We start from the raw sequence: 12,881 nt of genomic DNA on the forward strand, positions 1-12,881 counted from the left end.
ATGGCGAACGCTATCGATGTCAAAGGTCTCGTCAAGCGGTTCGGTGACGCTACGGTCGTCGACCATGTGAGCATGTCGGTGGCCGAAGGTGAGATTGTCGGCTTTCTGGGGCCGAACGGTTCGGGCAAGACGACCACCATCCGCATAATGTGCGGGCTGCTGACGCCCGACGAGGGTGAAGGCAAGGTGCTTGGTTTCGATCTTCGTACCGAAGGGCTGAAGATCAAGCGTGAAGTCGGCTACATGACGCAGCGCTTTTCATTCTATGAAGACCTGACAATTGCCGAGAACCTTGAATTCGTTGCGCGTCTCTACCGGTTGAAGCCAGTGAAGGAGCATGTGGCACGGACACTTGAGGAACTGGGCCTGACATCACGCGGAGACCAGCTGGCGGGCACGCTTTCCGGCGGCTGGAAACAGCGGTTGGCACTGGCAGCCTGTATCATGCACAAGCCAAAGCTTCTGCTGCTGGATGAACCAACTGCCGGGGTTGATCCGAAGGCGCGGCGCGACTTCTGGGACGAGATACATCGCCTCGCCGATGGCGGGCTGACTGTGCTCGTTTCGACCCATTACATGGATGAGGCCGAACGCTGCCACCGCATCAGCTATATTTCCTATGGCAAGCTATTGGCGACGGGAACCGTCCGGGACGTTATCGATAAGGCAGGGCTGACAACCTTTATCGTCAACGGTCCGAGGCTCGGCGAAGTGGCGCGCGAACTGGAGGGCGAACCGGGTGTCGAGCAGGTTGCACCTTTTGGTGCGTCGCTCCATGTCGTGGGGTCCGACAGGGTGAAGCTTGAGGCGGCTCTGGAAAAGATCAGGCATCGTGAAGGAATTACCGTCGAGGCGGGTGAAACCAGCCTTGAAGATGTGTTCATCCAGTTCATGGCCAATGCGCAGGACAATATGTCGAAGGGCAGAAGTTCAGGGAGCGATAAGCAATGAGCGGCTGGTTCTCGTTTGAGCGTCTTGGCGCGATGCTGGTGAAGGAATTCATCCAGATGCGGCGTGACCGCATCACCTTCGCCATGATGCTGGTCGTCCCGTTGATGCAGCTGCTGCTCTTCGGCTTTGCCATCAACAATGATCCGAAGAGCCTGCCGAGCGCACTGGTCGCGACCAGCCAGGATCACTATACGCGCGCCATGATTTCTGCGCTGGAAACCACAGGCTATTACCGTTTCGACCATGTCGTGCAAAGTGCGGCGGAAGCCGAGGCGTTGATTGCCGATGGAACGGTTTCCTTCGTGGTGACAATCCCGTCGGATTTCGCAAGGCGTGTCGATGCCGGCGAACAGCCGCAAATTCTGATCGAGGCCGACGCGACCGATCCGTCAGTGGCAAGCGGTGCCATTTCCACGCTTGGAACCGTCGCAGGTCAGGCGCTCCTGCGTGAACAGGGCAAGCAGGCCGAAGCCGCAGATGCCGCGCGAAGCCAGCTACAGGTCATCGTGCATCGGCGTTACAACCCGGAAGGCGTATCGCAATACAATATCGTTCCCGGCCTGCTGGGCGTCATCCTGCAAATGACCATGGTGATGATGACGGCTATGGCACTGACCCGTGAGACCGAACGCGGCACGATGGAAAACCTGCTTGCCATGCCCGCCACGCCTGCCGAAATCATGCTGGGCAAGGTTCTGCCATTTCTGGTCGTCGGCGGCGTGCAGGTTGTGGTCGTGCTGGTCGCGGCAAAGCTTCTGTTCGGCGTGCCCTTTGTGGGATCGCTGGCACTTCTCCTGACCTGCGTGCTGATCTTCGTCCTGTCGCTGGTCCTGCTCGGCTACACGATCTCGACGGCATCGCGCACACAGATGCAGGCCATGCAGCTTACCTTCTTTTTCTTTCTGCCATCGCTGATGCTGTCCGGCTTCATGTTCCCGTTTCGTGGTATGCCTGATTGGGCGCAGGCGTTGGGCGAAATTTTTCCGCTGACGCATTTTCTGCGGATCGTCCGCGCAGTCATGCTTAAGGGCGCCCACCTTTCCGACATCGCCGGAGAGGTGAACGCCCTCATATTTTTCGTGTTCCTGTTTGCGTCGCTGGCGCTTTTGCGCTTCAGGAGAACGTTGGATTAGCAGGCCGATGGCGCCAGCGCTGTTTTCGGGCGGCGGGACAGTGTGAACAACAGTCCTGCCGCTGCCAGAAGACCGCCTGCGACGGGAATGGCTGCATAGCCATAGCCTGCGCTGATGACGCCGCCGCCAAGGGCCGCGCCCACCGCATTGCCGAGGTTGAACGCACCGATATTGATCGACGATGCCAGCCCCGGTGCTTCCGATGCAGCCTGCATCACGCGGGTCTGAACCGGAGGAACGATGGCGAAGGCCGCCGCACCCCAGGCGAGCAGGCCGATTGCTGCGCCGATATGGCTTCCCAGCAGGAACGGCAGTGCCAGACTGATGATGGCAACTGCTGCAAGAAATATCCGTGTCGCGCCATTGAGCGACCAGTCTGCGAGGCGTCCGCCGAGCGCGTTGCCGATAGTGAAGCCCACGCCGATAAGAATAAGCGCCAGCGTCACGAAGCCTTCCGAAGCGCCGGTAAGGTCGGTCAGTACAGGTGCTACATAGGTGTAGAGCGTGAACATGGCGCCAGCGCCCATGACGGTTGTTGCGAGCGACATCAGCACGGTCGGGCGCATCAGGACGCCAAGCTCGCGCCGGATGTCGGGCATCTTGCCTGCTTCACCGCGCGGCAGTGAAAGCCAGAGCGCCGAGATGGCGAGCAGACCCAGAACAGCAGTACCGGCAAATGACATGCGCCAGCCGATCTGCTGGCCGATCCAGGTCGCAGCCGGGACGCCGCCGATATTGGCAATTGTCAGACCCATGAACATGGTGGCAACCGCGCTTGCCCGCTTTTCAGGAGGCACGACGCTGGCTGCAACAATGGAACCGAGGCCGAAAAATGCACCGTGATTGAGGCTTGTTACCAAGCGTGCTGCAAGCAGCGTCCAGTAGTCCGGTGCGAGAGCCGACAGGATGTTGCCAAGCGTGAAGATACCCATCAGCAGCATCAGGGCCGTGCGTTTGCCGAACCGCCCGAAGGCAAGCGTCATGATCGGTGCGCCGACCATCACGCCGATGGCATAGGCGCTGACCAGAAGCCCGGCTGTCGGGATGGAAACGTCAACGCCGTCGGCAATGACCGGCAGCAGACCCATAGGTGCAAATTCAGTGGTGCCAATACCGAAGGCACCGATTGCAAGCGCCAGAAGCGGCCAGTTGAAACCGGCCGTCTTCGTCGCGCTGTCGTGAGACGTCATCGTGCTCATCATAGTCTCCGTTATTTGTCCCAGACTGGGGCCAGACCTTCGGGGCTGACCAGTCGTCCATCGGGACGGGCGAGTTTGGAAATCGCTGTCATGTCTTCAGCACTGAGCTCAAAGTCGAATATGTCGAAATTTTCAGCGACACGCTCGGGCTTGGCCGTCTTGGAAAGGGCGATGAAGCCGCGTTCAATCAGCCAGCGCAGACCGACCTGAGCTGCAGTCTTGCCGTATCGGGCGCCAATGGCCTGCAAGATGGGGTCGCGCGGCACTGCGCCATCAGCCATACCGTAATAGGCGGTGATAGCGACGCCTGCTGCCTTTGCGGCCTCGGCTACAGCATTCTGGTCGAGATAGGGATGGACCTCGATCTGGTTGGTGACGATGGGCGCGGCACTGCGAAGGATAGACTCTTTCATTTGCGCGACATTCTGATTGCTCACGCCAATGAAGCGCGTCTTGCCTGCCGTTTGCACTGTGTTCAGCATGTCAATCTGGTCGGCAATAGCCACCTTGTCGGCAGGCCAGTGCAGAAGCAGAAGGTCGACCTGATCCACTTTCAGCTTGTCGAGGCTTTCGTCGACGGATGTATTGAATTTGTTAGGACTGTAATTATCGACCCAGACTTTCGTGGTGAGGAACAGGTCCTCGCGTCGTGCGCCGGCCTTTTCCAGTGCGCGCCCGAGAGCAGCCTCGTTCTGGTAGATCTGCGCCGTGTCGAAATGGCGGAAGCCAGCTTCCAGCGCTGCTGGAACAACGTTTTCCACTTCCGCATCCGTCATGCGGAAAACACCGAAGCCGAGCGCGGGTATGGCCGCGCCGTGTGCGTTCACGATTTTCATATTATCTCCTGTTGACTGGCCTTCGGCGTTTCGCGTGAAGAGCGCGAGCTTGGGAGGCTCATGCTTCGGGCCGTCATTTTGTTGATCCTGTACCAAGCAGCTTTCGGTCAGGTTTGATTTCGTGAAGCAGAAATAGGATAATCGCGCGGGCTTGAAAATCCGCTCGGAAACCACATTATCTGTGAAACGGTTTCATAGATGGAGCGGGCGATGGATAATCGCGTTGGTGAAATGCAGGTCTTTCTGCGGGTGGTGGAAACAGGCAGTTTCTCCGAAGCGGCCCGTCTTCTGCGCATGAACCCTTCGACCATCAGCAAGCTCATATCCCGTATCGAAGCAAGGCTCGGCGTGCGGCTTTTGGAACGCTCGTCCCGCCGCCTGTCGCTGACGACCGAGGGGCAGATTTATTATGAGCGTAGTCAGGGGCTGCTGCGCGATTTCGAGGAAGTCGAACGCGAACTTTCGCAAGGTTCTGCAAGCACGGGCGGTACGGTCCGCGTCAATGCATCGGTTGCATTGGGCACGCTGGCGCTGGAGCCTTTGTTGCCAGAATTTCTGTCAGCCTATCCGAATATCGTGATCGACCTGTCCCTGTCGGACGAGCTGGTTGATCTTTATCTTGATCGCACCGATGTGGCTTTCCGTATCGGCACCTTGCCCAATTCCAGCATGATGGCGCGCAAGCTTGGCACGGCTCGGCGCAAGATCGTGGCGGCTCCCGCCTATCTGGAACGCTGCGGGATGCCGTTGACCATAGATGATCTCATTGATCACAATTGCATCGGTTTCAATTTCCGCCGTGCAGCACCTGTATGGCCGCTGAAGGAAAGCGGTCGCATCGTGGATCGCGCGGTCTACGGTTCGCTGCTGGCCAATAATGGGGAGACGGTCCGGCGCATGGCGGTCGCGGGGCTGGGGCTCGCTCGTATCGGCGATTATCACGCGCGGAACGACCTCGCGTCTGGCGCATTGGTGGAGGTTCTGGCCGAGGCGGTGGAGAATGACATAGAGGAAGTACACGCCGTATTTCTTGGCGGCGCGCGACTGCCGCAACGGGTCCGTGTCTTCCTCGATTTTGTAGTGCCGCGTCTGCAGGCTTATCTCGCAGCTCAGTAGAGTCTTTTTGCTCGAATCATTGGCAATGATCCCCGGAAACGTCGAATTTCCGGTGTAAAACGTGCGCTTCATCCAAAATAATTAGCTTTCCGATAGCCCAACGATTTCAGCTTGTTGCTGATGCGAACCCCTATGATCACGGGTTAGTGCTCCGCTTTTGTGTTGACTATTAACACTCCGTTAACCACAGTTTGTTGCAATATGTTACAAAGCGTTATCACTCAGTTGTCAGAACGAGGTGTGGATTGAGCAAAAACCGGCAGACCAGACAGCAATCCTTGCAGGCAAGGGGGAGGTCTGCCGTGGCTGACATGACGTCGTTCTGGGGGCTGATGCGCGCCTATTGGGTTTCCGACCGCTGGAAGGAAGCCTGGGTTCTCACCATCGCAATCTTCCTGATGACGGCCTTTGTGAGCAAGACCACCGTATGGGTGGCCGAGGCCTCGGGCCTGCTCATGAATTCCATTGTTAACGTCAACACTGCGCCTGTTCAGCATCCTCTCATGACCATTGCCGCCAATGCGGGCATTCTTGTTCTGCTGATGCTGGCAAAGGATGTGATGCTGGTCGGTTCCCGCCATTTCCTGTCCACGACGCTGCACCGTAAATGGCGCAAATGGCTGAACGACCAGTTCTCCACTGCGCTTTTGAACGGCAAGCATACACATTTCCATCTGCAACAGGGCAGGGGCAAGGATCAGCCCGACAATATCGATCAGCGTCTGCAGGAATCGATCAAGGGCATGACCGGCGGGGCCATCGGCCTCGTCATGGGCATTGTCGGTGTGTTCCTGTCTGCTTTCTTCATCGGCCAGAAGCTGATCGAAATGTCCACCCACGTGGAGGGGCTGGATTTCCTCGGCAGTTATGGCAGCGCCGTTTTGGCCTTTGCTGCGATCGTGATCTACGTCCCGCTCGGAACGCTGGTCGCGATCAAGATCGGCAAGCGTCTGGAGCGCCTCAATCTCGGCATCCAAAAGGCCGAAGGTTCCTATCGTGGCGAGTGGACAACGCTGCTGCGTCGCAGTTTCCAGATTTCGGCATCCGGCGGTGAGGCCGTCCAGCGGTCGGTCAACGACCGTCTCTACAAGGATGTCGATGGCACCTGGAACCGGCTCAATCGTTTCGATGCTGCCTATCTCGCCTTCTCGCAAGCCTATGGCTTTCTGTCGAACCGTATCGTTGCCTATATTCCGGGCCTTCTGCCCTATATGAGCGGTTCCGTCAGTTTCCGGAACTATGTAACGGGCGCGGAACTCGTCGCAGCAATGATCAACGATTGCTCGTGGTTCATTCAGGTGATGCCGGCGATTGCCAATCTGCGCGCCAATGCGGGCCGCGTGATCGGCCTCGCGCAGGCTATCGAGAATGTTCAGGACCCGACCGATTTCTACAGCCGCTCCGGTATCAATCGCTTCGCTTTTGCTGAACAGCATCCGCGTTTCGGCCTGTCGGTACGCGATCTCACCCTCATGCAGGGACCGGATAGCGAAGCACCGTTCCTGCGCTCTGGCGTGATCAATATTCGTTCAGGCGACTGGGTCTATATGCGCGGTGAATCCGGTTCGGGCAAAACTTCCTTCGTAAAGGCGCTGAACGGCCTGTGGCCATATGGTACCGGCGATATCATTTATCCGCAGAATGCCACCTCGTTTTATGCGACCCAGGAGGCCAAGTTCCCCTCCGTCTCATTGAAGCAGCTTGTCAGCCTGCCCGCCGATGAGAGCCTGTTCAGCGATCTCGCTGTTGCTGCCGTCCTGCATGAGGCGGGGCTGGGTGAATTCATCGAGCGTATGAATGACGCCGATGCCGATGGCACGCCTTGGGATATGGTTCTTTCCGGCGGCCAGAAGCAGAAGATCGTGCTGGCGCGCATTCTCCTGCACAAGCCGTCGATTATCTTCCTCGACGAGGCAACCGGTGCCCTCGATCCGGCTTCCAAGATGCGGTTCCATGAGGCGCTGAAGACGCGCTGCCCGCAAGCCATCGTCATCAGCATCATGCATGAGGACAAGCTGCCGCGGCTCGAAAACGGCCAGAACGTCTATTCGCATGTGCTGGATATCCGCAACGGCTATGTCTCGCTGCTTCCGGTCCATTTCGATACAATGCCGGATGTGGTTGCCGAAACGCCCCTTATCGCCGCCGAATAAAGCCTGTCTCATCGCTCGAAACACCGTAGAGTTGCAAAAGTCCAAATTTGGACTATATTCTGATCTGGACGATCGGAGGCAATTATGGCCAGAAGCAATACGGTGTTGAAGACAATGATAGGCAAGGGGCCTGATGTTCTCGACGCGGCTCGTTTTTCTCCTCATTCGCGCAAGCGATTGAGCGGGCCGGGCCTGCGTACATTTCTGACCATTGCCGATCTGTGGGGGCTGGACGAGCAGCAACGGCTGATGGTGCTGGGTCTGCCTTCCAGATCAACCTATTACAACTGGGTGAAGGCGGTGCGCGAGCATCGCGATATCACGCTGGATGTGGATGTGCTGATGCGCTTGTCCGCCGTGCTTGGCATTCATCAGGCGCTGGGCGTACTTTATCCAGATGGGAAAGCTGGTATCCGCTGGCTGCACACGCCCAATCAGTCCGGTGTCTTCGGCGGTCATCCGCCGTTGAGCCTGATAACAAGCGGTCTGCAGGATGGCTTGCTGACAGCTCGCCGGTTTCTGGATGCGGCGCGCGGCGGCCTTTATATGGAACCGAACGAACTGGATCGCGAGTTCCGACCTTATCGCGATGAAGACGTGGTGTTCTCGTGAAGCGCAATCCCGCGCCACAGCCAAGCTATCGCCTAATCCCGTCGCGTTTCCCGCCGATTGGTCTTTTTGACACGGTTGCCACTGCTGCCGATCTGGAAGCGGTGATGGAACTGGCTGGCTGGACGAATGACCGTCTTCTCAGTGAACGATTGCAGCGCCTTCCCCATGAGGAGTGGGTGTTCGGCAGGCCCAATTCCAGCATCGTCATGGCGACGTTTCTGCATGTCGCGCCGGGCGGCATGCGCTTCAATGGTCCTGAGCTTGGCGCCTGGTATGCGGCGGCGCGGCTGACCACGTCCGTCGTCGAGGTTGCGCACCACATGCGTCGCGAAACCGTTGCGATACAGCAGGACAGTCTGGCTCGCACCTTTCGGGTCTATACGGCGAAGCTGGAAGAGGATTTCATCGATATATGCGGCGAACAGGCGACACTACCTGCTGTTTATGATCCGGCAGATTACGCTGCGTCACAGAAGTTCGGCGAGGAGATGCGCGAGAGTGGCGAGTTCGGAATTCTGTTCGACAGTTTGCGCCACGATGGCGGTATCAATGCCGTAGCATTTCGTCCGAGCCGGATCGCTGAGGTAACGCAGGGCGACCATTATGAAATCACGGTCGAAAGAGCATCGCCGCGCATTCAGGCGAAGAAGCTTAGTGCCTGAAAAGGCAGGCGTTGCCGCCTGCCTCAGCTGACCCGATTATGACCACCCATATTCCTCATCGAGATCCTGAAATTTCTTCAGATCAACGATGTCGCAATATTGCTGATAGGTGATCATATCGCCGGAGCGGGCCTTCGGCGTACCGTCGCGCTTGAGGACTGACAGCGTGTCGCTCACCGCCTTCACCGCCGAGAAAAGCGTTGAAAGTGCATAGAATACGACGTTGAAGCCCATCTGTTCGAGGTCGGTGGCCGTCAGAGCCACGGTTTCGTTGCCGTCGACAATGCTGACGACCTTCGGCCCGTCGACGTGGCGGGCGACAGCTTCGACTTCCGCGATGGTCTTGATGCCGTCGACGAAAACAAGATCGACACCCGTATCCTGATACATTTTCGCGCGACGGATGGCTTCTTCCGCACCGGCCGCAGGCATGGCGTCGGTGCGGGCGATCAGGAGCAGGTCCTTGTCGGCGCGCGCCGCAATCGCGCATTTGAGGCGGCGCACATTTTCTTCTGCGGGGATCAGCCGGATACCGGCAAGCTGGCCACAGCGTTTCGGCGCCATCTGGTCTTCCAGATGAATGGCGGCAACACCGGACTGGATATATTCCTCCACCGTACGAACGATATTGGCCGGGCCGCCGTAACCAGTATCGGCATCAGCGATGACCGGAATATCCACCACGCGGGTCATATCCCGCGCATGGGTTGTCATTTCGGTCTGTGTGAGAAGACCCAGATCGGGCGTGCCGAGGCGGCTTGCCGTCGCGCCGAACCCGGTCATGTAAATGGCCGGAAACCCTGCCTGCTGCACGAGACGAGCGGTCAACGGATCGGGTGCGCCCGGCGCCTGAATGATGCGACCGGTTTCGATGAGGCTTTTCAGGGTCTTTGCCTGCGTCATCATTGTCTCCTTATCGCCCGCCCGAAACGTCAAGCACAACACCGGTAATATAGGCCGCTCCCGGCGACAGCAGCCAGATGGCTGCGTCTGCAACTTCGTCGGCAGTTCCAAGCCGCTTCAACGGAATGAGGTCGGCCATTTTCGCGATACTGGCGGGATCGGCAAAGACGTCCTTCTGGATTTCAGTGTCGATCACGCCGGGCGCCAGTGCATTGACGCGGATTTCCGGCGCAAGCTCCTTGGCGAGTGCGTAGGTGTAGGAAGCGATTGCTCCCTTGGTCGTCGCATAGGCGATATTGCCGACCATGCCGCCGGTACGGCCGGCGATGGAAGACAGGCCAACAATCGATTTACTCGGCTTGATGCCCGGATTGTTGAGGAAAGCACTGGAAACGTAGAATACACTTTTCAGATTGACGGCCAGCACCCGATCCAGTTCGTCCGCATCGAAGTCCTTCACGGTCATGCGCTGACCGATGATGCCTGCGTTGTTGACGAGATGATCGATGCCACCCCATTTGGCGGCGATATCATGCGCTGCGCGATCAACTGCGGCCTTGTCAGAGACATCCACAATGGCCGTCAGAACCTGCTCGCCATGTTTGTCCGCCATTTCCTGCAGGCGCGCGCCGTTCACATCCCAAAGCACTATCTTGGCCTTGAGCGCGATGAGTTTTTCAGCAACGGCCTTGCCAATGCCCGATGCACCGCCGGTGACAAGCACCACCCGGTCTGCAAAAAAATCGACTAGAAACGCTGTTGAACTTGTCGTCATGAAATACTCCTCCTCGAAGATGGACGCTGTTGCGCGCCCATAGGTCACCGAAGAGAATCTGCAGACTCAACCATTCGGCGACAGTGGCTTTAAAAGCCATGTGCGGACACTTCTGTCAATCTAAGGTACAAGATTTTGTATGCTACTTGTAAAGTAGTTGTTTGCACGCTAATCATTGCAGTGGGAGTGAGACGATAACGGCCGGATCAGTGCTCGTGGCCTGTCCGTGATCGGGATTGCCTATCTGTTGGAAGTGAGCCGGATTGGCCTCGGTTCCATTTCCGCTGATGAAGCTCTGAACGGGAGCGCGCATTAACGTGTGACAGCTCCCGCAAAGATTATTGCATGCCGCTCATGCTGGAACGTGAGCGGAGACCTGGGAGGACATCGTGGTCAATTCCACTCTGAGTGCGGTCGGCGCAACGCCCGACCTGCGCGACAGCACCATTCGCAAGCTCAATCTGCGGATCGTTCTGTTCTGCTTTATCTGCTTTATCGTCAACTATCTCGACCGTGTGAATATCGGCTACGCCGCGCTTCACATGAACAATGATATCGGCCTGACACCCTATATGTTCGGCATCGGTGCGGGTATTTTCTTCATTGGCTATATGCTGTTCGAAGTGCCGAGCAACATGATGCTGCACAAGCTCGGCTCGCGCGTCTGGATTGCGCGCATCATGGTCACGTGGGGGATCGTGTCCTGCGCCATGGCTTTCGTGCAGGGCCCGGTTTCGTTCTATGTTCTGCGCTTCCTGCTTGGCGTGGCAGAAGCCGGTTTTGCGCCGGGCGTTCTGCTTTATCTGACCTACTGGTTCCCGGCCAAGGAACGTGGTCGCGCAACGGCCCTGTTCATGACTGCAACCGTGCTTTCCATCGTCGTGGGCGCACCGTTCTCCGGCTGGCTGATGGATGCGGGCGAGGGGCTTTTCGGTTTGCATGGCTGGCAGGCGATGTTCATTCTTGAAGGGCTTCCCGCCGTGATCCTCGGTGTCGTGACCTTCTTCTATCTGGTCGACAGTCCGGAAAAGGACAAGCGTTGGCTGACCGCCGACGAACGCGCATGGCTGATGGCCGAACTTGCCAAGGAAAATGCAGGCAAGCAGGCCGATACCCGTCACTCGCTGAAAGAAGTGTTCAGCGATTACCGCGTCTGGCTTCTGACGCTGGTTTATATGTTCAACGGTATCGCTGTTTACGGCGTGATCATGTGGTTGCCGCAGATCGTAAAGAGCCTTGGCGATTATACCGCAGCGCAGACCGGGCTCATTTCGGCCATTCCGTTCGTGTTTGCCGCGATCGGACTTGTCGTGATTTCGCGCAGTTCGGATCGTACCGGCGAGCGCAAGATCCACACGGCAATTGCCGGCCTGTTCGGCGGTGTCTTTCTTGCCGCCAGCGCGCTGGCTCCGTCGCCGATCCTGAGCCTCGTGCTCCTGTCGGTCTGCGCGTTCTTCCTGTGGTCCTATCTCGGCGTGTTCTGGACGCTGCCGACGCAATTCCTGTCCGGCGCCGCTGCTGCTGGTGGACTTGCGGCCATCAATGGCTTTGCGCAGCTTGGCGGGTTCACAGGGCCCTATCTGGTCGGCTGGGTCAAATCCACGACTGACAGCTTCTCGCTGTCGCTGCTGGCTTTGTCCATCTTCCCGATCCTTGGCTTCTTCCTCTGCATGAGCCTGAAAGCCAAACGGGACTAATCAGATTGACGGGTCCGGTTTTCGGCCGGGCCCGTCATCGTTGATGGGTGTAATTTGAATGCGGTTTCAACCGCTCTATACGTCGCAATAAGGCGTCTGTAAGATTCGGACATGAGAGAGATTCGAGGCAAGAGCAAGAAGTCGCTGGCAAGCAGCATCGCCGAACGTATTCGCGGTGCCATTGTCGATGCAGAGTTTCAATTCGGAGAGAACCTCTCCGAAGACATGCTCGCTGCGGCTTTCGATGTCAGTCGCACGCCGGTGCGCGAGGCACTCAACATTCTGCAGATGCAAGAACTGGTTCACATCGTTCCGAAGTCCGGCACCTATGTTTTCACGCCGACGCAGGAAGATATAGCCGAGCTTTGCGATTTCCGCGTCGGGCTGGAAGATCAGGCCATGCGGTTGGCGCTAATCGGCAATCGCAAGAAGCTCGTCTCTCAATTGAAAAAGCAGTACGATCTTATGCGTGCGGCAATAGATGAGGACGATCTGCGCGCTTACGGGCGTTGCGACACCGAATTCCATCTGGCCTTTTTCCGCGTCTGCGGTAATCGCTATCTCGCCCGTGCCTATGACAGCATTCTGGGGCGCGTCGCAGCCTTGCGGACACATCTTGCCATCGGTGCCGAAGGCGAGCCTGCGCGATCCTTCGCCGACCATGCCACCATCATCGAGCTGGCCGATGCCGACAAGCCCGAGGAATTGCGGGAAATACTGGAGGCGCACATCATGCGCACCAAGACCAATTATTTGAATGCTTTCAATCGGCTGCCTCGTCAGCCGGGGGACAGCCGCACGATGCGGCTGCGCCGACAGTTGTCGCTGACGAACGAGTAACAAC

General features: G+C 57.8%; 12 protein-coding genes. 8 read left to right on the forward strand and 4 right to left on the reverse strand.

Annotated features, from left to right (window positions below):
* Positions 1–951 carry an ABC transporter ATP-binding protein gene (locus CES86_RS17820; RefSeq protein WP_029928094.1) on the forward strand — a complete coding sequence of 317 codons (951 nt, stop codon included), beginning with the start codon at positions 1–3 and terminating at the stop codon, positions 949–951.
* The gene (locus CES86_RS17825; RefSeq protein WP_029928093.1) at positions 948–2,084 is read left to right on the forward strand and encodes an ABC transporter permease; all 1,137 of its coding nucleotides are present in this window, start codon (positions 948–950) and stop codon (positions 2,082–2,084) included. The genes CES86_RS17820 and CES86_RS17825 overlap by 4 nt, the downstream gene beginning before the upstream one ends.
* On the opposite strand, the gene CES86_RS17830 is transcribed toward CES86_RS17825, so the two are convergent.
* The gene (locus tag CES86_RS17830; protein WP_094515046.1) at positions 2,081–3,283 is read right to left on the reverse strand and encodes an MFS transporter; all 1,203 of its coding nucleotides are present in this window, start codon (positions 3,281–3,283) and stop codon (positions 2,081–2,083) included. The two genes, CES86_RS17825 and CES86_RS17830, sit on opposite strands and share 4 nt — an antisense overlap.
* An 11-nt stretch (positions 3,284–3,294) precedes the next feature.
* Positions 3,295–4,119, reverse strand: a complete 825-nt coding sequence (locus tag CES86_RS17835) for an aldo/keto reductase (protein WP_029928089.1) — start codon at positions 4,117–4,119, stop codon at positions 3,295–3,297.
* Between the two features lie 210 nt (positions 4,120–4,329).
* Here CES86_RS17835 and CES86_RS17840 point away from each other — a divergent pair, with 210 nt between their 5' ends.
* The 4 genes from CES86_RS17840 to CES86_RS17855 all read left to right on the forward strand — a co-directional run bounded on the left by CES86_RS17840 (position 4,330) and on the right by CES86_RS17855 (position 8,662).
* Entirely contained in the window at positions 4,330–5,235 is a 906-nt protein-coding gene (locus CES86_RS17840) for a LysR family transcriptional regulator (RefSeq protein ID WP_010660890.1), read from the forward strand.
* Between the two features lie 302 nt (positions 5,236–5,537).
* Positions 5,538–7,388, forward strand: a complete 1,851-nt coding sequence (locus tag CES86_RS17845; RefSeq protein WP_167387127.1) for an ABC transporter ATP-binding protein/permease — start codon at positions 5,538–5,540, stop codon at positions 7,386–7,388.
* Positions 7,389–7,472: 84 nt separating this feature from the next.
* On the forward strand, positions 7,473–8,000 hold the full coding sequence (locus CES86_RS17850; protein WP_029928086.1) for an MbcA/ParS/Xre antitoxin family protein: 528 nt from the start codon (positions 7,473–7,475) through the stop codon (positions 7,998–8,000).
* Entirely contained in the window at positions 7,997–8,662 is a 666-nt protein-coding gene (locus CES86_RS17855; protein WP_010660893.1) for an RES family NAD+ phosphorylase, read from the forward strand. Before CES86_RS17850 ends, CES86_RS17855 begins: the two co-directional genes overlap by 4 nt.
* Before the next feature lie 36 nt (positions 8,663–8,698).
* Here the strand turns inward: CES86_RS17855 and CES86_RS17860 are convergent, their stop codons facing one another.
* Positions 8,699–9,565, reverse strand: coding sequence for an isocitrate lyase/PEP mutase family protein (locus CES86_RS17860; protein WP_029928084.1), 867 nt, complete (start codon positions 9,563–9,565; stop codon positions 8,699–8,701).
* Between the two features lie 10 nt (positions 9,566–9,575).
* Complete coding sequence (locus CES86_RS17865; protein ID WP_029928081.1) at positions 9,576–10,340, reverse strand: SDR family NAD(P)-dependent oxidoreductase; 765 nt, start codon at positions 10,338–10,340, stop codon at positions 9,576–9,578.
* A 389-nt stretch (positions 10,341–10,729) separates the two neighbouring features.
* Here CES86_RS17865 and CES86_RS17870 point away from each other — a divergent pair, with 389 nt between their 5' ends.
* Together CES86_RS17870 and CES86_RS17875 are read left to right on the forward strand one after the other, a co-directional pair.
* Positions 10,730–12,037: an MFS transporter gene (locus tag CES86_RS17870; RefSeq protein ID WP_010660896.1), complete on the forward strand. Its 1,308-nt coding sequence runs from the start codon at positions 10,730–10,732 to the stop codon at positions 12,035–12,037.
* A 111-nt stretch (positions 12,038–12,148) separates the two neighbouring features.
* Positions 12,149–12,877: a GntR family transcriptional regulator gene (locus CES86_RS17875; protein WP_011982676.1), complete on the forward strand. Its 729-nt coding sequence runs from the start codon at positions 12,149–12,151 to the stop codon at positions 12,875–12,877.
* Positions 12,878–12,881: the final 4 nt, after the last annotated feature.

It is taken from the genome of Brucella lupini (assembly GCF_002252535.1).
In the GTDB taxonomy this organism is placed as follows: domain Bacteria; phylum Pseudomonadota; class Alphaproteobacteria; order Rhizobiales; family Rhizobiaceae; genus Brucella; species Brucella anthropi.

Excerpts from the sequence above, each read along its gene's own strand:
- CES86_RS17820 (WP_029928094.1), top strand. The coding sequence starts at position 1 with ATGGCGAACGCTATCGATGTCAAAGGTCTCGTCAAGCGGTTCGGTGAC.
- CES86_RS17825 (WP_029928093.1), top strand. The coding sequence starts at position 948 with ATGAGCGGCTGGTTCTCGTTTGAGCGTCTTGGCGCGATGCTGGTGAAG.
- CES86_RS17830 (WP_094515046.1), bottom strand. The coding sequence starts at position 3,283 with ATGAGCACGATGACGTCTCACGACAGCGCGACGAAGACGGCCGGTTTC.
- CES86_RS17835 (WP_029928089.1), bottom strand. The coding sequence starts at position 4,119 with ATGAAAATCGTGAACGCACACGGCGCGGCCATACCCGCGCTCGGCTTC.
- CES86_RS17840 (WP_010660890.1), top strand. The coding sequence starts at position 4,330 with ATGGATAATCGCGTTGGTGAAATGCAGGTCTTTCTGCGGGTGGTGGAA.
- CES86_RS17850 (WP_029928086.1), top strand. The coding sequence starts at position 7,473 with ATGGCCAGAAGCAATACGGTGTTGAAGACAATGATAGGCAAGGGGCCT.
- CES86_RS17860 (WP_029928084.1), bottom strand. The coding sequence starts at position 9,565 with ATGACGCAGGCAAAGACCCTGAAAAGCCTCATCGAAACCGGTCGCATC.
- CES86_RS17865 (WP_029928081.1), bottom strand. The coding sequence starts at position 10,340 with ATGACGACAAGTTCAACAGCGTTTCTAGTCGATTTTTTTGCAGACCGG.
- CES86_RS17875 (WP_011982676.1), top strand. The coding sequence starts at position 12,149 with ATGAGAGAGATTCGAGGCAAGAGCAAGAAGTCGCTGGCAAGCAGCATC.